At 76.2% G+C, this 21,445-nt stretch carries 2 protein-coding genes; both read right to left on the bottom strand.

The annotated features are described in order from the left end of the window. Positions 1-273 precede the first annotated feature (273 nt). Positions 274-11,202 (bottom strand): type I polyketide synthase, encoded by a 10,929-nt coding sequence (locus tag HFV08_RS29900; RefSeq protein ID WP_446696851.1) that lies wholly within the window; start codon positions 11,200-11,202, stop codon positions 274-276. 76 nt (positions 11,203-11,278) lie between these two features. Continuing rightward, the gene (locus tag HFV08_RS29895) at positions 11,279-21,403 is read right to left on the bottom strand and encodes a type I polyketide synthase (protein ID WP_168543699.1); all 10,125 of its coding nucleotides are present in this window, start codon (positions 21,401-21,403) and stop codon (positions 11,279-11,281) included. Positions 21,404-21,445: the final 42 nt, after the last annotated feature.

The following is a 21,445-nucleotide window of genomic DNA, read 5'->3' as shown; positions in this document are numbered from 1 at the left end:
GCGCACTCGCCTCTCCCCCGCTCCGTGCGGCGGTGCGCGCCCGCCTCTCTCCCCTCCCGCCGCTCCCGGACTGCTCCCCGGTCCCGGACTCCTGCCGTACGGTCTCGCTCCCGTCCTGCGGCTGCGGCGCCGCGCCCTCTGCCCTGCACGCCTCGGCGAGCGACACGCGGAGCGCGAGGACTTCGGCGTACGGGAGGTCCCGGCCGGGGCGTGACGCACGAGTGCCCCGCGCGGGCTTCGCGCGGGGCACTCGTGCGTACGGGCGGGGCGGGCTCAGAAGCCGAGGCCGGTGAGCCAGTCCTCGGTGGCCGCCGCGGTGGAGCGGGCGAAGGACTCCATCATCGTGAAGTGGTTGCCGGTCACGTCGAGCACGGTGCCCGCCCGCTCCCAGGTCGTCTGCCACTCCTCGGGCCGCAGTTCCTCACCGGGGGCGGGCGGCACCGGAGGTTCGCTGGAGCGCACCAGGAGGACGGGGCACTCCAGGGGCCCCGGTTCCCATTCGCCGATGAGGGCCACGTACCAGCTCATCGCCGTCAGCCGGTCGGTGTCCATGTGGGCGAACATCGACTCCCGGTCGAACATGCCGCCCAGCATCTGCTGGGAGAACCGCAGGAACGGTGAATCGGCGCGCGGCATATAGGTGTCGAGCAGGACCACGGCGGCCGGCGGTGTGCCGCGCTCCTGGAGGCGGCGGGCCGCCTGGAGGGCGAGGATGCCGCCGGAGGAGGAGCCGAGGAGGACGGCGGGGCCCTCGCCCACGGTGCGCGCGACGGCGTCGGCGTGCAGCTCGGCGACCGCGTCGAAGCTGGCGGGCAGGAGTTCCCCGCTGCCGAAGCCCTGGGTCGGCAGGGCCCAGACGTCCCGCCTGCCGCGGAAGGCGGAGGCGAAGCGCGCGTACTGGTGGACGCCCGCCAGGGCCACATAGGAGCTGAAGCACACCAACGGGGAGGCGGGTTCTCCGGCGGAGAGGCGGATCGCCTCGGGGAGGCGGTCGAGCTCCTTCGGCGAGGAGAAGGTGGGCCGCAGTCCGGCGGCGGCCTGCAGCAGGGTGAAGCCGTCGTCGACCCGGCCGGCCAGGCAGGCGTTCTTGAACAGGCCGCTGAGGGTGTCCTGTTCGCGCGGGGCGGGGCCCGATGAGGCCGGGCTGTCCGGTTCGGGCGTCGCCGCGGTGTCCGCGAGCCGGTGGTCGAGGTGGCCCGCCAGCGCCTCGGGCGTCGCGTGGTCGAAGAGCAGGGTGGGGGCCAGCTTCAGACCGGTGGCGGTGGCGAGGTGGTTGCGCAGTTCCACCGCGGTCAGGGAGTCGAAGCCCTGCTCGGTGAAGAGGCCGTCCGGCTCCACCTCCTCGGCGGAGCCGTGGCCGAGCACGGTGGCGGCCAGTTCGCGCACCAGGCCGAGCAGCAGCGGCCTGCGCTCCTCGGGGGACCGCCCGGCGAGCAGCGGTCCGGCCGCGGTGGTGCCCCTCGCGTCGGCGGCCGCCCTGCGCGCCCGCGCGGGGGGCGCGGGGCGCAGCATCCGCCGCACCCCGCTCAGTCCCGCGGGGGTGTTCATGGCGATCACGGCGGGGTCCGGGGTGACCAGGGCCTCGTCGAGGAGGGTGAGCGCGTCCTCGGTGGCCAGGGGCAGCATGCCGCCGCGGGCCATCCGGCGGCGGTCCGCCTCCGAGAGGTGGCCGCTGAGCGCGCTGCCGTGCTCCCACAGTCCCCAGGCCACCGAGGTCGCCGGGAGCCCGTGGGCCCGGCGGTGCGCGGCGAGGCCGTCCAGGAAGGCGTTGGCCGCCGCGTAGTTGGCCTGTCCCGGGGCGCCGAAGGTGCCGGCGGCCGAGGAGAAGAGGACGAAGGCGGCGAGCTCGTGGTCCGCGGTCAGTTCGTGCAGGTGCCAGGCGCCGTCGGCCTTGGGCCGCAGCACGGTGTCGAAGCGGGTGCCGTCCAGGGCGGTGAGGACCGCGTCGTCGGTGACCCCGGCGGCGTGCACGACCGCCTTCAGGGGTGCCTCGGCGGGTACCTGGGCCAGCAGCCGGGCCACCTGGTCCCGGTCGGCCACGTCGCAGGACACGAGGCGGACCTCGGCCCCCGACTCGCCCAGTTCGGCCGCCAGTTCGGCGGCGCCCTCGGCGTCCGGCCCGCCGCGCGCGGCGAGCAGCAGGGAGCGGGCCCGGTGGCGGGTGACCAGATGGCGGGCGACAGCGCGGCCGAGGGTACCGGTGGCGCCGGTGATCAGGACGGTGCCCGTACCCAGTTCCGGCGACTCGGGGCCGCTCGCCGCCGGGGCCGCGTCGGGCAGCAGGACGGCGCCGTCGCGGACCACGCTCTGAGAGCGGCCCGAGGCCAGCGCGGCGAGCAGGGCCGTCTCGTCGGTGGCCGACGGCTCGGCGGGCAGGTCCACGAGGTGGAACCGGCCCGGGTGTTCGGCCTGGGCGGAGCGGACCAGACCCCACAGGGCGGCGCCGTGCGGCTCGGTGTCCGGCGCGGCGACGGCCGGGGACGGTACGGCGGAGCGGGTGACGAAGACCAGCCGGGACCCGGCGAAGCGCTCCTCGACCAGCCAGCCGCAGAGGCTCTCGTGGACCCGGTGGAGCCGGGCCCTGAGCGTCTCGGCGAGCCCCGGCCCCGCGGGCTGCTCCTCGGGGGCGACCAGGACCAGTTCGGGCATCGCCATGCCGGTGTCGACGGCCTTGGCCAGCGCCTCCAGGTCGGCGTAGGTCTCCAGGTGGACGCCGCTGCGGTCCAGGGCGGCGGCGACCCGGTCGTCGCCCGCGCCGAGCAGGATCCAGCGCACCGACTCCGGCCGGGGGGCGGCCGGGGCGGGCACCGCCTCCGCCCAGTCCAGGCGCAGGAGTTCGGGGCGGCGGGCCCCGGGCACCCGGTCGGCGGAGACCGTGCGCAGGGTGATCGCCTCGGCCGAGGCCACGAGCGCGCCGGAGGCGTCGGTGACCAGGACCGAGAAGGCGTCCTCGGCCTCGGCGGGGGCCAGGCGCACCCGTACCGCGGTGGCTCCTTCGGCGTGCAGGGTCAGTCCGGTCCAGGCGAAGGGCAGCATCGGCTCCCCGCCCCCCGCCGCGTCCGGCGGCCCCGGGCGCTGGACGAGCAGGGCCTGTACGGCGGCGTCGAGCAGCGCGGGGTGGAGGCCGAAGCGGGCGGCCTCGGCGCGCTGCGCCTCCGGCAGGGCCGCCTCGGCGAAGACCTCCTCGCCGCGCCGCCAGACGCGGTGCAGGCCCTGGAAGCTGGGCCCGTAGGCGAAGCCCGCGGCGGCGAAGGCGGCGTAGTGGTCCTCCTCGGACACCAGCTCGGCACCGGCCGGGGGCCAGGCGGTGAGGTCGCTCGCGGGGGCGGGCGGTGCCTCGGGGGCGAGGGTGCCCTGGGCGTGGCGCTGCCAGTCGCCGCCACTGCCCGCGGCCCGGGAGTGGACGGCGAAGGAGCGGCGGCCCTCGTCGTCGGGCGCCGCCACCACGACCTGGATCCGCACCGCGCCCTCGTCGGGTACGACCAGGGGGCTGAGCAGGGTCAGTTCGGCCAGGTGTCCGCAGCCGGTGCGGTCCCCGGCGTGCACGGCGAGGTCGAGGTAGCCGGTGGCGGGCATGATGACGCTGCCGAGGACGGCGTGGTCGGCCAGCCAGGGGTGGCTGCGCAGCGAGAGCCGGCCGGTGAGCAGCAGCCCCTCGGAGTCGGCGGGGGCGAGGGCGGCACCGAGGAAGGGATGGCTCTCGGCTTCGAGGCCCGCCCCGTCCAGGTCGCCGGTCCAGCTGAGGCTGGGCAGCCAGTAGCGCCGGTGCTGGAAGGCGTAGGTCGGCAGCGGGGTGGTGCGGGCGCCCGGCAGCAGCGGCGCCCAGTCGGGTTCGGTGCCGTGGGCGAAGAGGGTGCCGAGCGCGCGCAGGAGTTGGTGCGGCTCGGGCCTGTCCCGCAGTGAGGCGGGCACGGCGAGCGCGTCCTCGATGCCGGTGTCCGCGAGCACGGACTCGGTGAGGGCGGTGAGCGGGCTGTCGGGGCCGATCTCCAGGAAGCGGCGTACCCCCTGCTCCCCGAGCAGCCGCGCGCAGTCCGCGAACCGTACGGGCTCACGCACATGCCGCACCCAGTACCCCGGATCCGCCAACTCCCCCACAGCCGCCAGGGACCCGGTCAGACCGGAGACCACCGCCATCCGCGGCTCCGCGAACGACAGGCCCTCCACCACCGCACGGAACTCCTCCACCATCGGCTCCATCAACGGCGAATGGAACGCATGACTCACCCGCAGCCGACTCACCCGACGACCAGAGGCCTTCAACTCCTGCGCCAACGCCTCGACTTCCGCCTCGGCGCCCGAAAGCACCACCGCACGGGGACCGTTGACCGCCGCGATGCCGACCTGCGGACGGCCTTCGATCAGCGGCAGAACCTCCTCCTCGGAGGCCTCCACCGCCCACATCGCACCACCCGAAGGCAGTTGCTGCATCAGACGACCACGCGCCGACACCAAAGCGCAGGCGTCTTCTAGGGAGAACACCCCCGCCACATGCGCCGCCGCGATCTCCCCCACCGAATGACCGGCCACGAACTCCGGCCGCACGCCCAGGGATTCGACCAGGCGGAACAACGCCACCTCGTAGGCGAAGAGCGCGGGCTGGGCGTACTCGGTGCGCTGGACGAGTTCGGGGTCGTCACCGCCGAGGAGGCACTCCGCCAGTCCGGGAACCTGGGCGCAGACGGCGTCGAAGGTCTCGGCGAACACCGGGAACGTCTCGTACAACTCCCTGCCCATGCCGGGGCGTTGGGCTCCCTGGCCGGTGAAGAGGAAGGCGGTCCTGCCGGTGGTGCGGGCGCTTCCGGTCACGGTGGAGGGCAGCGGGCCGCCCGCCGCGAGGGCGGTCAACTGCTCCAGGAACTCGGCCCGTTCGGTGCCCAGGAGCACGGCCCGCTGGGCGAAGGGGGTACGCGCCGCCAGGGACAGGGCTGTGTCGGCGAGCGGCACCTCCGGGTGGCTCAGGACGTGTGCGTGCAGCCGGGCGGCCTGCGCGTGCAGTGCCTCGGCCGTGCGGGCGCTGAGCACCCAGGCCGTCGCGGACCCGTCGGCGGGTGGTGACTGCTCGCTGTTCTCCGCCTCTGAGGTGGCTGCGATCCCCGCGGGCTGCTCCTGTGCGCCGGAGGAGGTCTCTGCGGGCTCCTCGGGTGCCGCTTCCAGGACGATATGGGCGTTGGTGCCGCTGATCCCGAAGGAGGAGACACCCGCACGCCGCGGACGCCCGTCGGGCGTCTCCCAGTCCCGCGCTTGCTCCAGCAGCCGCACCGCACCCGCATCCCAGTCCACGTGCGAGGACGGCGCGTCCACGTGCAAGGTCGCGGGCAGCACACCGTGCCGCATGGCGAGCACCATCTTCATCACGCCCGCCACACCCGCACCCGCCTGCGTGTGACCCACGTTCGACTTCACCGAACCCAGCCACAACGGCTCGGCTCCGGCACGCTCACGCCCGTACGTCGCAAGCAGCGCCTGCGCCTCGATCGGATCACCCAGCTTGGTGCCCGTACCGTGCGCCTCCACCGTGTCCACCTCGGACGCCGACACCCCCGCATCCGCCAACGCCGCCCGGATCACCCGCTGTTGCGAGGGTCCGTTGGGGGCGCTGAGGCCGTTGGAGGCACCGTCCTGGTTCACGGCCGAACCACGGACCACCGCCAGGACCGGGTGGCCCTTCGCCCGCGCGTCCGACAACCGCTCCACAAGCAGCAGACCGCCGCCCTCGGAGAAGCCGGTACCGTCCGCCGCATCCGCGAACGCCTTGCACCGGCCGTCCTCGGCCAGACCCTGCTGACGGCTGAAGTCCACGAACAGACCGGGGGTCGACATCACGGTGACGCCTCCGGCAAGGGCGAGATCGCACTCGCCGGAGCGTAGCGAGCGCACCGCGAGGTGCAGCGCCACCAGCGAGGCCGAGCACGCCGTGTCCACCGTCACCGCGGGGCCTTCGAGACCGAAGGTGTAGGAGAGCCGGCCGGACATCACGCTGGCGGAGGTGCCGGTGCCGAGATGGGCGGCGACGTCCTCGCCGACGGCGAGCGGACGCTGGGAGTAGTCCTGGTAGTTGGTGCCGACGAAGACGCCGGTGCGGCTGCCGCGCAGGGTGGGCGGAGCGATCTCGGCGCGCTCGAAGCTCTCCCAGGCCATCTCCAGCAGCAGCCGCTGCTGCGGATCCATCGCCACCGCCTCACGCGGCGAGATCCCGAAGAAGCCCGGATCGAAGTCGGCGAAGCCGCTCAGGAAGCCGCCGACGAGGGTGGAGGTGCGGCCCGGGCGGCCCGGCTCGGGGTCGTAGAGGGCCTCCAGGTCCCAGTCCCGGTCGTCGGGGAAGGCGCTCATCGCGTCCGTACCCTCGGCGAGCAGCTGCCAGAAGCGCTCCGGGGTGTCCGCGTTCTCGGGGAAGCGGCAGGCCATCCCGACGATGACGACCGGGTCGTCCTCCTCGCCGCGCCCCGCCCGCGAGTCGGCGGTGGCGGCCGGTTCGGCGGCGGGCACCAGGAGCGCGGCCAGGTGCTCGGCGAGCGCGAGGGGCGTCGGATAGTCGTAGATCACCGTGCTGGTCAGCCGGATGCCCGTGGCCTCGCCGAGGGCGTTGCCCAACTCCACGGCGGTGAGCGAGTCGAAGCCGAGTTCGCGGAAGGCGCGCAGCGGCTCGACCTCGTCGAGGCTGGGGTGGTCGAGGACGTAGGCGATGTGCCCGCGGACGAGTTCGAGCAGCGTCTCGCGGCGCTCGCCGGGGCCGAGCCCGGCGAGCCGGGTGCGCAGCGCGTGCTCGTCGGGGCCGTCCTCGGAGGGGCCCGGGCCCGCGGCCGGGGCGGTGAGCAGGCGGCGCATCTCGGGGAGGGCCGCGTACAGCGGGCGGGGGCGTCCCTTGACCGCCTCCGGGCCGAACACCTCCCAGTCGATGTCGGTCACGACCAGGGCGGTGTCCTCGTGGTCCAGCGCCTGCTGGAGCGCGCTCGCGGCCGTACGGGGCTCCATCAGGCGCAGGCCGTGCCGCTCCAGGCGCCGTCCGACCGCGCCCGAGGCCATGCCGCCGTCGGCCCAGCCGCCCCAGGCCACCGCGGTGGCGGGCAGCCCGCGGGCCCGGCGCTCCTCGGCGAGGGCGTCGAGGTAGGCGTTGCCGGGGGCGTAGTTGCCGTGTCCGGGGCTGCCGAGCGCGCCCGAGGAGGAGGAGAACAGGACGAAGGCGGACAGGTCGGCATCGGCGGTCGCCCGGTCGAGGTTGCGGGCGCCGCCGACCTTGACCCGCAGGACCTCGGCGAGGCGCTCGGGGGTGAGGCTCTCGATGACGCCGTCGTCGAGGACGGCGGCGGTGTGGAAGACCGCGTTCAGCGGGCGGTCCTCGGGCACGGCGGCCAGCAGGGCGTCGAGCGCGGCGGGGTCGGCGATGTCGCAGGAGGCCAGCTCCGCGCGGGCACCCAGCTCCGCGAGCTCGGCGACCAGGGCTTCGGCGCCCTCGGCGGCGGGCCCGGAGCGGGAGACCAGGAGGAGGTCGCGGGCGCCGGAGCGGGCGAGCCAGCGGGCGAGGTGCCGGCCGAGGGCTCCGGTGCCGCCGGTGACCAGGACGGTGCCCCGCGGCTGCCAGGTGCGGCGGCCGGGCAGTCCGCCGGTCGCGGCCCGCTCCAGGCGCCGCCCGAGCACGCCGGAGTCGCGTACGGCGATCTGGTCCTCGGGGCCGGGGTCGGCGAGGAAGGCGACGAGGCGGTCCGCGGCGCGGGCGTCCCACTCGGCGGGCAGGTCGGCCAAGCCGCCCCAGCGGGCGGCCTGTTCGAGCGCGACCACCCGGCCGAAGCCCCAGACCAGGGCCTGGTCGGGGCGGATCGTCTCGGCGCCCCGGCCGGTGGCGACGGCGCCCCGGGTGAGGAACCACACGGGCAGCGGGAGTTCGAGGTCGGTCAGGGCCTGGACCAGGGCGACGTCGGCCGCGAAGCCGCCCGGCAGCAGTGCGTGCCCGGGCAGCGGGGTCGCGTCGAGGGCGAGCAGGGACAGCACGCCCCGGGTGCCCTCAACCGCCTCGGTGAGCTGTGCGGCGAGGGCGGCACGGTCGGCGCCGGGATCGACGCCGAGGACGGTGCAGTGCCCACCGGCGCGTTCCAGGGCGGCGCGCAGCACGGCGGCCTCCGGCTCCGCCTCACCGCCCGCGGGCACCAGGAGCAGCCAGGAGCCGGTGGGTTCGGCGGCGGCGGGCGGGTCCAGGGGGTGCCAGGTGATCCGGTAGCGCCAGCGGTCGGAGGCGGCGCTGTCGGCGCTGTTCCTGCGGTAGTGCGCGAGGGCCGGGACGAGGGCAGAGGCCTGCTCCTCGTCGAGGCCGAGGGCGGCGCCGAGGGTGCCGAGGTCGTTGTCCTCGACGGCCCGCCAGAAGGGCGCGTCGGCGGCGGGGGCCGCGGGTTCCTGCCCGGCGCCGCTGAACTCGGGCCAGTAGCGGCGGCGTTGGAAGGCGTAGACGGGCAGCTCGGTGCGGCGGCCGGGCTCGGCGTGGACGGTGCTCCAGTCCAACGGCACGCCGCGTACGGCGAGTTCGGCGGCGGAGAGCAGGAAGCGCTCGGGGCCGCCGGCGCCGCGCCGCAGGGTGCCGAGCGCATGGCCGTCGGTGACGCCGATCTCGTCGAGGACGTCGCCGGTGGCGGCGGTGAGCACCGAGTGCGGGCCGGATTCGAGGAAGACCCGGTGGCCGTCGGCGGCCAGTTGCCGTACCGCCGCGTCGAAGCGGACGGGCGAACGGACGTTGCGGTACCAGTAGTCGGCGTCCAGGACGGTGGTGTCCGTGACGCGCTCCCCGGTGACGGTGGAGTAGAAGGGGATCGCGGCCTGGGCGGGCCGCACCGCGGCGAAGCCGTCGAGCAGGGCCTCGCGGACCTCCTCGACCTGGGCGCTGTGCGAGGCGTAGCCGAGGCGTACCCGGCGGGCCCCCACCCCCTCCTCGGTCAGCTCCTCCAGGAAGGCGGTGAGGGCCGGTTCCTCGCCGGTGACACCGATGGAGCGGGGTCCGGAGACGGAGCCGACGGACAGGCCCTGCCGTCCGGTGAGGCGGCGCTCGACCTCGGCGAGGGTGAGCGGGACGGCGATCATGCCGCCGCGCCCGGCGATCGCGGTGAGGGCCCGCGCCCGGACGACGACGACGCGCGCCGCCTCCTGGAGGGTGAGCACCCCGGCGATGTGCGCGGCGGCGATCTCGCCCTGGCTGTGCCCGGCGACCGCGCCGGGGCGGATGCCGCAGGACTCCCAGAGCCGCGCGAGCGCGACGCACACCGCGAACAGGACGGGCTGGACGACGTCGACGCGCTCCAGGGGCGGGGCGCCCTCGCGCCGGCGCAGTACGTCGAGGACGGACCAGTCGGTGTGCTCCTCCACGGCGGCGGCGGCCTCGGCCAGGTGACCGCGGAACCGCTCGTCGGCGTCGAGGAGTTCGACGGCCATTCCCTCCCACTGCGCCCCGTGGCCGGGGAAGAGCAGGACGGGCTCGCCCTCGGCGCCGACGCTGCCGCGCACCAGGCAGGCGGCGGGACTGCCCTCGGCGAGCGCGTCCAGGGCGGGCAGCAGGTCCTCGTGGCCGCGGGCGACGACGACCGCCCGGTGTTCGAGCGCGGACCGGGTCGCGGCCAGGGACCAGGCCAGGTCGGCGGGCCGGGTCTGCTCGGCGGGGGCGGTGCGCAGATGGGCGGCGAGCCGGGCGCCCTGCGCGCGCAGGGCGGCGGCGCTCCGGCCGGAGACGGGGAAGGCGCGGAAGCGGGCGGGGCCTTCCGCGTCTCCCTCCCCGACTCCTCGCACGTCTCCTTGACCGTCTCCTTGCCCGGCCGCGGTCCGCGGCGCCGCGCCGGACGCCGCCGGTTCCGCTGATTCCGCGGGCTGTTCGGGCTCTTCGGGCTCGGGGGCCTGCTCCAGGACGACATGGGCGTTGGTGCCGCTGACGCCGAAGGAGGAGACGCCGCAGCGCCGGGCCCGGCCGGTCTCGGGCCAGGGGCGGGCCTCGTCGAGCAGGGCGACCCGGCCCGCGGACCAGTCGACGTGCCGGGTGGGACGGTCGAGGTGCAGGGTCGCGGGGAGGCGGCCCTCGCGCAGGGCGAGGACCATCTTGATGACTCCGGCGACACCGGCCGCGGCCTGGGTGTGCCCGAGGTTGGACTTGACCGAGCCGAGCCACAGCGGCCGGTCCTCCGCGCGGTCCTGGCCGTACGTGGCGAGCAGGGCCTGCGCCTCGATCGGGTCGCCGAGCGTCGTACCGGTGCCGTGCGCCTCCACCGCGTCCACCTCGGCGGGGGTGAGCTTGGCGGACCGGAGCGCCTGCCAGATGACGCGTTCCTGGGAGGGGCCGTTGGGGGCGGTGAGCCCGTTGGAGGCACCGTCCTGGTTGACGGCCGAGCCGCGGAGCAGGGCGAGCACCGGGTGGCCGTTGCGCCGGGCGTCGGAGAGGCGTTCGACGACCAGGACACCGGCGCCCTCGCCCCAGGCGGTGCCGTCGGCGCCGTCGGCGAAGGCGCGGCAGCGGCCGTCCGCGGAGAGGCCGCGCTGGCGGCTGAACTCCAGGAAGACCGTCGGGGTGGACATGACGGTGACGCCACCGGCGAGGGCGAGGTCGCACTCGCCCGCGCGCAGGGCCTGGGCGGCCAGGTGCAGGGTCACCAGGGAGGAGGAGCAGGCGGTGTCCACGGACACGGCGGGCCCTTCGAGGCCCAGGGTGTAGGAGATGCGCCCGGAGACCACGCTGGAGGAGTTGCCGACCCCGTCGTCACCGGCGTTGTCGGAGTGGCTGAGCAGCGCGGGATAGTCCTGGAGGTTGGTCCCGGCGAAGACTCCGGTACGGCTGCCGCGCAGGCCCAGCGGGTCGATACCGGCCCGCTCCAGGGCCTCCCAGCAGATCTCCAGGAGGAGCCGCTGCTGCGGGTCGGTGCCGACGGCCTCCCGCGGGGAGATGCCGAAGAATCCGGCGTCGAACTCACCGACGCCTTCGACGAATCCGCCGGTCCGGGTGTAGCTGCGGCCGGGGGTCCCGGGCTCCGGGTCGTAGAGCGCCTCGACGTCCCAGCCGCGGTCGCGCGGCCACTCGGTCATGGCGTCGGAGCCCTCGCTGAGCAGCCGCCACAGGTCCTCGGGGTCCGAGACCCGGCCGGGGAAGCGGCACCCCATGGCGACGATCGCCACGGGTTCCTCCTGGCGCGACTCGGCCTCGGCGAGGCGCCGGCGCGTCTGGTGGAGATCGGCCGTCACCTTCCTCAGGTAGCCGAGCAGCTTCTCCTCATCGCTCATGCGCTTCTCACCCGTTCCCAGGTCCCGTTGCCGTGCATCAGGAGATTCCGAGGTCGTTCTCGATGAAGTCGAAGATCTCGTCCGCCTCGGCGGAGTGGATCCGTTCGCTGACGTCCTGCGCGGGCTCCGTACCCGCGCCGCCCCGCTCGCCCTCCTGCCAGCGGGTGAGCAGGGACCGCAGCCGGGCGCCGATACGCTCGCGCCTGCCGTCCTCGGCGGGCAGCGCGGTCAGGGCGCTCTCCAGCCGGTCCAGGTCGGCGAGGACCGCGGCGGCCTCGTCCCCGTCCTGCCGCAGCCGTCCGCGCAGGTACCGGGCCAGGGCGGTGGGGTTGGGCTGGTCGAAGAGCAGGGTCGCCGGGAGGGCCAGGCCGGTGGCGGCGCCGAGCCGGTTGCGCAGTTCGACGGCGGTCAGCGAGTCGAAGCCGAGGGAGTTGAAGTCCTGGGCGGCGCCCACGCGTTCGGTGGAGGCGTGGCCGAGCACCTCGGAGGCCTCGGTGCGCACCAGCGTGACCAGGGTGCGCTCCTGTTCGGCGGCGGGCTGTCCGGCGAGCCGGGCGCCCAGCTGCCCGGGCCCCTCCTCGGCGGTGGCCTGCTGCCGGGCCAGGACCTCCCGGACCTCGGGCAGGTCGGCGAGCAGGCGGCTGGGCCGCGCGGTGGTGAACCCGGGGGCGAAAGCGGCCCAGTCGATGTCGGCGACCACCAGGGCCGCCTCGGGGCGGGCCGCCACCCGGTCGAGGGCGCGTACGGCGCGGTCGGGGTCGAGGGGGTGCACCCCGCTGCGCCGCATGCGCGCCTCGGCCTCGGCGCTCTCGGTCGCCATGCCGCCGCCCGCCCAGGGGCCCCAGGCGAGGGAGGTGGCGGGCAGTCCGGCGCCGCGGCGGGACTCGGCCAGTGCGTCCAGATAGGCGTTGGCGGCCGAGTAGTTGGCCTGTCCGAGTGTGCCGAGGGTGCCGGAGACGGAGGCGTAGAGGACGAAGGCGGACAGCTCGCGCTCGCGGGTGAGCTCGTCGAGGTTGCGCGCGGCGGCGAGCTTCGGCCGCAGGACCAGGTCGAGACCGGCCGCGTCCATGGTGTCGAGGAGCCGGTCGTCGAGTACGCCCGCGGTGTGCACCACGGCGTCCACCGGGTACTCCGCGAGCAGGTCGGCGAGGGCCTTGCGGTCGGCCACGTCGCAGGCGGCGAGGGTGAGTTCGGTGCCGGTCCCGGCGAGGGTCTCCGCGAGCCGGGCCGCGCCGGGCGCCGCGGCGCCGGACCTGCTGACGGCCAGGATGCGGCCGGCCCCGCGCTCCGCGAGCCAGGCCGCGGTGTGCAGTCCGAGCGCGCCGGTCGCGCCGGTCAGCAGGACGGTGCCGGACCAGTCGGGCCCCGGCGCCTCCGGCCGGGCGGGTACCCGCTCCAGACGGCGCAGGAAGGTGCCCGAGGGGCGGACGGCGATCTGGTCCTCCCCGTCGGCGGCGGCGAGCACCGCGCACAGGCGGCGGCCCGCCTCCGCGGCGCTGCTCTCGGTGAGCGGCGGCAGGTCCACCAAGCCGCCCCAGATCTGGGGGTGTTCGAGGGCCGCGGTGCGGCCGAGCCCCCAGACGGCGGCCTGTTCGGGCGCTGTCGGAGCCTCGGCGGCGAGGGCGCCGACCGCGCCCTGGGTGAGCGCCCACAAGCGGGGCGCAGCCGCCCCCGCGGCGCCGTCCGCCAGGGCCTGGAGCAGGGCGAGGGTGGCGGCGAGTCCGGCGGGTACCGAGGAGTGGCCGGGCAGCGGGCGGGTGTCGGCGGCGAGCAGGGACAGCACCCCGGCGGGCGCCTCCGGCTCGGCGGCGCACAGCTCGGTCAGCGCGGCGGCCGTCGACGCCCGGTCGCTGCCGGTGCAGTCCACCGGCAGCGGCAGCACGCGGGCGCCGTGCGCGGTGAGCGCCCCGGTCAGGTGCCGGGCCCAGGTCTCGCCCTCGGTCCCCGAGGGGACGGCCAGCAGCCAGGTGCCGGTGAGGGTGCCGACGGTGCCTTCGGGGGCGGGGCGCCACACCGCGCGGTGCTCCCAGCGTCCCGCCTCCGCGCGCCGCCGGCCGTCGCCGCGCCAGGCGGACAGGGCGGGCAGTACGGCGCTGAGCGGTGCCTCGGCGTCGAGCGCGAGCTCCTCGGCGAGGGCGGACGGGTCCGCGGACTCCACCAGCTCCCAGAAGGCCTCGTCCTCGACGGGGCGCGCGGCCGGGGCGGAGGACTCCAGCCAGTACCGCTCGCGCTGGAAGGCGTAGGTGGGCAGGGCCAGGGGCCGGGCCCCGGCCTCGGCCGGACCGAAGCTCTCGGCTCCGAAGCCGCGTGTGTAGAGCCGGGCGGCGGCGCGCAGCACGGCCTGCCGCTCGGGAAGGTCGCGGCGCAGCAGGGAGAAGGCGGTGACGGCAGAGGGGTCGCCGTAGCCCTCGGGCACCAGCGGGGTCAGCACCGCGTCGGGTCCCAGCTCGACGCAGGTGGTGACGCCCTCCTCGGCGAGGGCGCGCACCCCGTCCCCGAAGCGCACGGCCTCGCGGACGTGCCGTACCCAGTACGCGGGGTCGCACAGCTCCGTCTCCCCGGCGAGGGCGCCGGTGAGGTTGGAGACGACGGGCACCGACGGAGGGGTGTAGCGCACCTCCGCCGCGGCCCGGGCGAACTCGTCGAGCATGGCGTCCATGAGAGGAGAGTGAAATGCATGGCTGACCCGCAAACGCCTAGTCTTTCGCCCACGGGCGGCGAACTCCCCGGCGATACGCTCCACTTCGTCCGCTTCGCCGGACAGGACGAGCGAGACGGGGCCGTTCACGGCGGCGAGCGCGACCCGGTCGGCGAGGCCTTCGAGGTACGGGCGCACCTCCTCCTCGGTGGCCTCCACGGCGGTCATCGCCCCGCCTTCCGGCAGGGCCTGCATGAGGCGGCCGCGGGCGGCCACCAGGGCGCAGGCGTCCGGCAGGTCGAGCACTCCGGCGGCGTGCGCGGCGGTGAGTTCGCCGATGGAGTGGCCCATCACCACGTCGGGGTGCACGCCCCAGGAGGCGGCCAGGGCGTGGGCGGCGGTGCCGAAGGCGAAGAGGGCGGCCTGGGTCCAGGCGGTGCGGTCGAGCAGGGCGGCCGTCTCGGTGCCCTCCTCGGCGAAGACGATCTCGCGCAGCGGCGGGCCCTGCAGGTGGCGGTCGAGTTCGGCGCAGACCGCGTCGAAGGTCTCGGCGAACACCGGCCAGGTGGCGTACAACTCCCTTCCCATGCCCGGGCGTTGGGCGCCCTGGCCGCTGAAGAGGAAGGCGGTGCGGCCGCCGTCGCCCTGGCCGCGGACCAGGTCCGGATGCCGGTCGCCGGTGGCCGCGGCGGCGAGGGCGGCGAGCAGCCCCTCCCGGTCCTCGGCCACGACGACGGCGCGGTGGGCGAGATGGTGGCGGGCGGTCCTGAGGGTGTGCGCGAGGTCGCGCGGGTCGTGCTCGCCGGAGACGAGATGGGTGCGCAGCCGGGCGGCCTGGGCGCCGAGCGCCTCGGGGGTGTGTCCGGAGACGGGGAAGGCGCGGGGCAGGGCGGGCGCCTCGGACCGCTCGGGCCCGGGGGCCGCCGCCGGGGGTTCCTCCAGGATGACGTGGGCGTTGCTGCCGCTGATGCCGAAGGAGGAGATCCCGGCGCGGCGCGGCCGTCCCTCCCGCGCGGTCCAGGGCCGTTGCGCGGTGAGGAGTTCGAGGGTGCCCTCGGACCAGTCGATGTGCGGGGAGGGCTCGTCGACGTGGAGGGTGCGGGGCAGTGCGCCGTGGCGCATCGCCATGATCATCTTGATGATGCCCGCGGCGCCCGCCGCGGCCTGGGTGTGGCCGAAGTTGGACTTGGCGGAGCCGAGCAGCAGGGGCTGCCCGTCGGGCCGTTCGGCGCCGTACGTGGCGAGGAGGGCCTGCGCCTCGATGGGGTCGCCCAGGGTGGTGCCGGTGCCGTGCGCCTCCACCGCGTCCACATCCGCGGCGGACAGACCGGCCGAGGCGAGGGCCTGCCGGATCACCCGCTGCTGGGCCGGACCGCTGGGCGCGGTGAGGCCGTTGGAGGCACCGTCCTGGTTGGTGGCGGAGCCGCGGACGACGGCGAGGACGGGGTGGCCGCGCCGGCGCGCGTCCGAGAGGCGTTCCAGGACCAGCACGCCGACGCCCTCGGAGAAGCTGGTGCCGTCGGCGGAGGCCGCGAAGGCCTTGCAGCGCCCGTCGGCCGCCAGCCCCTTCTGCGCGGTGAACTCGGTGTACGTACCCGGGGTGGCCATCACCGTGACACCGCCGGCGACTGCGAGGGAGCACTCCCCCTGGCGCAGGGCCGTCGCGGCGAGGTGGAGGGCGACCAGGGCCGAGGAGCAGGCCGTGTCGACGGTCATCGTCGGGCCTTCGAGGCCGAAGGTGTAGGCGACGCGTCCCGAGATGACGCTGCCGGAGACGCCGAGGCCGATGTAGCCCTCCATGCCCTGGGGGATGTCGGCGAGGCCCGAGGCGTATCCCGAGCCCATGGCTCCGGCCCAGACGCCGGTGCTGCTGCCGCGCAGCGAGAGCGGGTCGAGACCGGCGCGTTCGAAGGCCTCCCAGGTGGTCTCCAGGAGGAGGCGCTGCTGCGGGTCCATGGCCAGCGCCTCACGCGGTGAGATGCCGAACAGGGCGGCGTCGAAGTGGGTCGCCCCGTACAGGAATCCGGCTTCGAGGCCGGGCAGGGAGTCCAGGTCCCAGCCGCGGTCGGTGGGGAAGGAGGAGATGGCGTCGCCGCCCTCGGAGACGAACCGCCACAGGTCCTCGGGCGAGCCGACGCCGCCCGGGTACTGGCAGGCCATGGAGACGATGACGACCGGGTCGTCGTCCACGGCGCCGGTCGGGCCGGTGAGGGCGTCCGCCCGGCTGCCGCCGAGTTCCTCGCGCAGGTGGCGGGCGAGGGCCGTGGGGCGGGGGTGGTCGAAGACCAGGGTGGCCGGGAGCCTGAGGCCCGTCTCGGCGTTGAGGCGGTTGCGGAGGTCCACCGAGGTCAGGGAGTCGAAGCCGAGTTCCTTGAAGGACTGCTCGGCGTCGACGGCCCCGGCGGAGCCGTGGCCGAGGGCGAGGGCGGAGTGGCGGCGCACCACACCGAGGAGCAGCCGCTCCTGCTCGGCCTCGCCGAGGCCCGCGAGGCCCCGGAGCAGTTCGGCGCCGCCCGCTCCGGGAGCGCTCTGCTCGGCGCGGCGCACGGGTACGGGGACCAGGCCGCGCAGCAGTGCGGGCAGGCGGCCCGCGGCCGCGGCGGCGCGCAGCGCGGCGGGCTCGGTGCGCAGCGGGGCGAGGAGCGCCTCATCCGTGGTGAGGGACTCGTCGAGCAGGCGCAGCGCGTCCTCGGTCTCCAGGGCGGGCAGGCCGGAGGCGGCGATTCGGCGCCGGTCCTCCTCGCCGAGGCCTCCGGTCATGCCGCCCTCGGCCGCCCACAGCGTCCAGGCGAGGGAGGTGGCGGGCAGCCCCTGGGCGCGGCGGTGGTGGGCGAGGGCGTCCAGAACGGTGTTGGCGGCGGCGTAGTTGGCCTGTCCGGCTCCGCCGAGGAGACCGGAGGCGGAGGAGAAGAGGACGAAGGCGGTCAGCTCCGCCTCGCGGGTGGCCCGGTGCAGGGCCAGCGCGGTGTCCGCCTTCGCGGCGAGGACGGCGGTCAGCTTCTCGGGGGTGAGGGAGTCGAGGGTGCCGTCGTCCAGGGTGCCCGCGGCGTGCACGACGGCGCGCAGCGGACGGGTCTCGGGGACGGTGGCGAGGACCCGCTCCAGAGCCCCGGGGTCGGCGGCGTCGCAGGCCTCGACCCGGGCCTCGGCTCCCAAGTCGCCGATCTCCGCGACGAGTTCGGCGGCGCCGGGCGCCTCGGGGCCGCGGCGGGAGAGCAGCAGCAGCGAGCGCACGCCGTGCGCGGTGACCAGGTGCCGGGCCACCTGGGCGCCGAGGGCTCCGGTGCCGCCGGTGATCAGGACGGTGCCCTCGGGGTCCAGGGCGGGTTCCGCGGCGGTGCCGGGGGCCGCCCTGGTCAGGGCCGGGGTGAGGACGCGGCCCTCGCGCAGGGCGCACTGGGCGGCCCCGGTGGCGAGGGCGGCCGGGAGCGCGGCACGCGAGGCGGCGCTGCCGTCGAGGTCGGCCAGGACGAGCCGCCCCGGGTTCTCGGTCTGGGCGGAGCGCACCAGCCCCCACACGGCGGAGGCGGCGAGGTCGGGAACGTCCTCGTCCCCGGTGGCGACCGCGCCGCGGGTGAGCACCAGCACCGTGGCCTGCGCGGCCCGTTCGTCGGCCAGGAGCTCCTGGAGCGCCCCCAGCGTCCGTACGGCCACATCGGTGGCGCTCTCCCCCGCCGCACCGGCGCAGGGCAGGACGACCACGGAGGGCGCGGGGGCGGTGCCGAGCGGAGCGCAGTCGGGGGCGAGGCCCTGGGGGTCGGGCCCGGCGAGCTGCCAGTCGCCGGTGGCGGGTGCCCCGGGGAGGTCGGCGCCGCTCCAGCGCAGCGCGTACAGGGCGCCCTGTACGGCCCGTGCCCCGCGCAGGGCCTCGGCGGGCAGGGGGCGGCTGGTGAGGGAGTCGACGGTGGCGACGGCGCGTCCGGTGCCGTCGGCGAGGGCGAGGCGCAGCGCGCCGGAGGGCCCGGGTTCGAGGCGGACGCGCAGGGTGGTGGCGCCCGCGGCGTGCAGGCGGACCCCGCTCCAGGCGAAGGGCAGTCCCACCCCCTGCTCTCCGCCGTCCCCGGCGCCCGCGAGCTGGGCGTGCAGGGCCGCGTCGAGCAGGGCGGGGTGGAGTCCGAACCGGGCGGCGTCGCGGTGCTGGTCCTCGGGCAGGGCGACCTCGGCGTACCAGGCACCGTCCCGGCGCCAGACCGCCCGCAGGCCCTGGAAGACCGGTCCGTACTGGTAGCCGTGGTCGGCGAGTGCCGGGTAGAAGCCGTCGAGGGCCACGGGCTCGGCACCGGCGGGCGGCCAGGCGCCCAGGTCCTGCGGGGTGTCCGGGCCCGCGGGGGCGAGCACGGCGGTGGCGTGCCGGGTCCAGGGTGTCTCGTCCTCGCCGTCGGGGCGGGCGTGCACGGTCAGGGTGCGGCGGCCCTCGGCGTCGGGTGCCCCGAGGCCGAGCTGGATCTGCGTCCCGGCGCGCTCGGGCAGCAGCAGCGGCGCCTCCAGGGTGAGTTCGTCCAGGAGCGCGCAGCCCGCCTCCTGGCCCGCGCGCAGGGCGAGTTCGACGAAGGCGGTGCCCGGCAGCAGGACGGTCCCGGAGACGGCGTGCTCGGCCAGCCAGGGCTGGGTGCGCACCGAGAGCCGTCCGGTGAGCAGCACGCGGTCGTCGTCGGCGACCCGGACGACGGCGGCGAGCAGCGGGTGGTCGGTGCCGCCGAGCCCGGCGGCGCCCGGATCCCCGGCGGTGGCCGAGGGGCGCAGCCAGTAGCGCTCGTGCTGGAAGGCGTAGGTGGGCAGGGCCGGGCGGCCGGCGGGGGGCTCGCCGAGCAGCCGGGCGGTGTCGAGGACGGCGCCGTGGGCGTGGGCCCCGGCGACGGCGGCGAGCAGGGCCTCGGCCTCGGGCCGGTCCTTGCGGAGCAGCGGGAGGCAGACCCGCTCGGTGGTGTCCTCGGGCAGGCAGCTTCCGGCGAGCGCGGTCAGGGTGTGGTCGGGGCCGAGCTCCAGGAACCGGGAGACGCCGTGGGCGGCGAGCCAGGCGACGCCGTCGGCGAAGCGCACCGTCCGGCGCAGGTGGCGGGCCCAGTAGTCGGCGGAGGCCAGTTCCTCGGCGCTCGCGGGGCGGCCGGTCAGGTCGGAGACCACGGTGAGCCGCGGCGGGTGCGCGGTGACACCCGCGACGACGGTACGGAACTCCTCCAGGGCGGCGTCCATCCGGGCCGAGTGGAAGGCGTGGTCGACGCGCAGGCGGCGGCAGCCGCGGCCGCGGGCGGCGAGTTCGGCGCCGACCGCCTCGACGGCCTCCTCGTCGCCGGAGAGCACGGTGGCGCGGGGGCCGTTCACCGCGGCGACGCAGACGGCGTCGCCGTGCGGGGCGAGCAGGGGGGTCACCTCGTCCTCGCCGGCCTCCACGGAGAGCATGGCGCCGCCGGGGGGCAGGGCCTGCATGAGGCGGCCGCGGGCGGCGACGAGGCGGCAGGCGTCCGGCAGCGACCAGACCCCGGCGACATGCGCGGCGGCGAGTTCGCCGAGCGAGTGCCCGAGGACGTACTTGGGGGTGAGGCCCCAGGACTCCAGGAGCCGGAAGAGGGCGGTCTCGAAGGCGAACAGGGCGGGCTGCATCAGGTCGGTGCGCCGCAGGGCCTCCTCGCCGAGGGCGCCCTCCAGGACGAGGTCCTTGAAGGAGACCGGGGGCGTGAGGGGGCTGTCCGGGTCGGCGTCGAAGCAGGCGCAGGCCTCGTCGAAGGCGCGGGCGAACACCGGGAAGGCGGCGTGCAGTTGGCGTCCCATGCCGAGCCGCTGGGAGCCCTGCCCGGCGAACAGGAAGGCGGTGGCCCCGCGCAGCACCCGGCCGGTGACGGCGGCGGGGTGCTCCTCGCCCGCCGCGAGGGCGGTGAGGGCCTCCCGGGCGCGGTCGGCGTCCGGGGCGAGCACCACGGCCCGGTGCGCGAAGGTCTGACGGTCCGTCACCAGGGCGTGCGCGGTGGGGAGGAGGTCGCCGTCCGGGAGCGTACCGAGGTGCTCGACGAGCCGCCCGGCCTGGTCACGGAGGGCCACCGCGCTCCGGGCGGAGACGAACCAGGGCACCAACGGCAGGGCGGTGCCCGCGAGTTCGGCCGGGGGCTCGGTGCCGGGCTCGGTGTCCGCCGCCTCCGGTGCGGGCGCGGACTCCAGGATGGTGTGCGCGTTGGTGCCGCTGATGCCGAAGGAGGAGACCCCGGCGCGGCGCGGCCGGTCGGCGGTGGCGGGCCACTCGGCGGGTTCGGTGAGCAGGCGTACGTGCCCCGCGTCCCAGTCGACGTGGGTGGAGGGCGTGCTGACGTGCAGGGTGCGGGGCAGCCGCCCGTGGCGCAGGGCCATCACGGTCTTGATGACCCCGGCCACGCCCGCCACCGCCTGGGTGTGGCCCAGGTTGGACTTGAGGGAGCCGAGCAGCAGCGGGCGGCCGGGGTCCCGGTCCTGCCCGTACGTGTTCAGCAGGGCCTGCGCCTCGATCGGGTCGCCGAGGGAGGTGCCGGTGCCGTGCGCCTCCACGGCGTCGATGTCGGCACCGCTCAGGCCGGAGGCGGCCAGGGCCTGCTCGATGACGCGCTGCTGGGAGGGGCCGTTGGGGGCGGTGAGGCCGTTGGAGGCGCCGTCGGAGTTGACGGCGGAGCCGCGGACCACGGCGAGTACCTGGTGGCCGTTGCGCCGGGCGTCGGAGAGGCGCTCGACGAGGAGCAGGCCGACGCCCTCGGACCAGCCGGTGCCGTCGGCGTCGTCCGAGAAGGCCTTGCAGCGGCCGTCCGGGGCGAGCCCGCGCTGGCGGCTGAACTCGAAGAGCAGACCGGGGGTGGCCATCACGGCGACACCACCGGCCATCGCGAGGTCGCACTCCCCCGCGCGCAGCGCCTGCACCGCCCAGTGCAGGGCGACCAGGGAGGAGGAGCAGGCGGTGTCGACGGTGACGGTCGGGCCCTCGAGGCCGAGGACGTAGGAGATGCGGCCGGAGGCGACGGAGGTGGCGTTGCCGGCGAGCATCAGTCCGTGCACGTCCTCGGGGACCTCCACCGGGCCCTGGCCGTAGCCAGAGGTGGCGGCGCCGACGAAGACGCCGGTGGCGCTGCCGCGCAGGCTCGCGGGGCGGATCCCGGCGCGTTCGAGGAGTTCCCAGGAGGCTTCGAGGAGGAGGCGCTGCTGGGGGTCGGTGGCCAGGGCCTCGCGGGGGCTCATGCCGAAGAAGCCCGCGTCGAAGCCGCTGGCGTCCCGCAGGAAGCCGCCCTCACGGGTGGTGAAGGTGCCCGGCTTGTCGGGGTCGGGGTCGTAGCGGTCCTCGATGTCCCAGCCGCGGTCCCCGGGCAGCGGGCCGATGGCGTCGCGGCCCTCGTCGACGAGGCGCCACAGGTCCTCCGGCGAGCGGATGTCGCCGGGGAAGCGGCAGCTCATGGCGACGATCGCGACCGGCTCGCTGCCGCGCTCCTCGACCTCTCGGAGCCGCTTGCGGGTCTGCCGGAGTTCGCCCGTGACCTTCTTGAGGTATGCCACGTACTTGTCGTCGTCAGCCACGTGAGTCACTTCCTTGAACCGGGCGGGCCGGTGGCGTCGGGG

It is taken from the genome of Streptomyces physcomitrii (assembly GCF_012273655.1).
In the GTDB taxonomy this organism is placed as follows: Bacteria; Actinomycetota; Actinomycetes; order Streptomycetales; family Streptomycetaceae; genus Streptomyces; species Streptomyces physcomitrii.
Note: the sequence above shows the minus strand (reverse complement) of the source record. Positions and strands in the feature narration are given on the sequence as shown.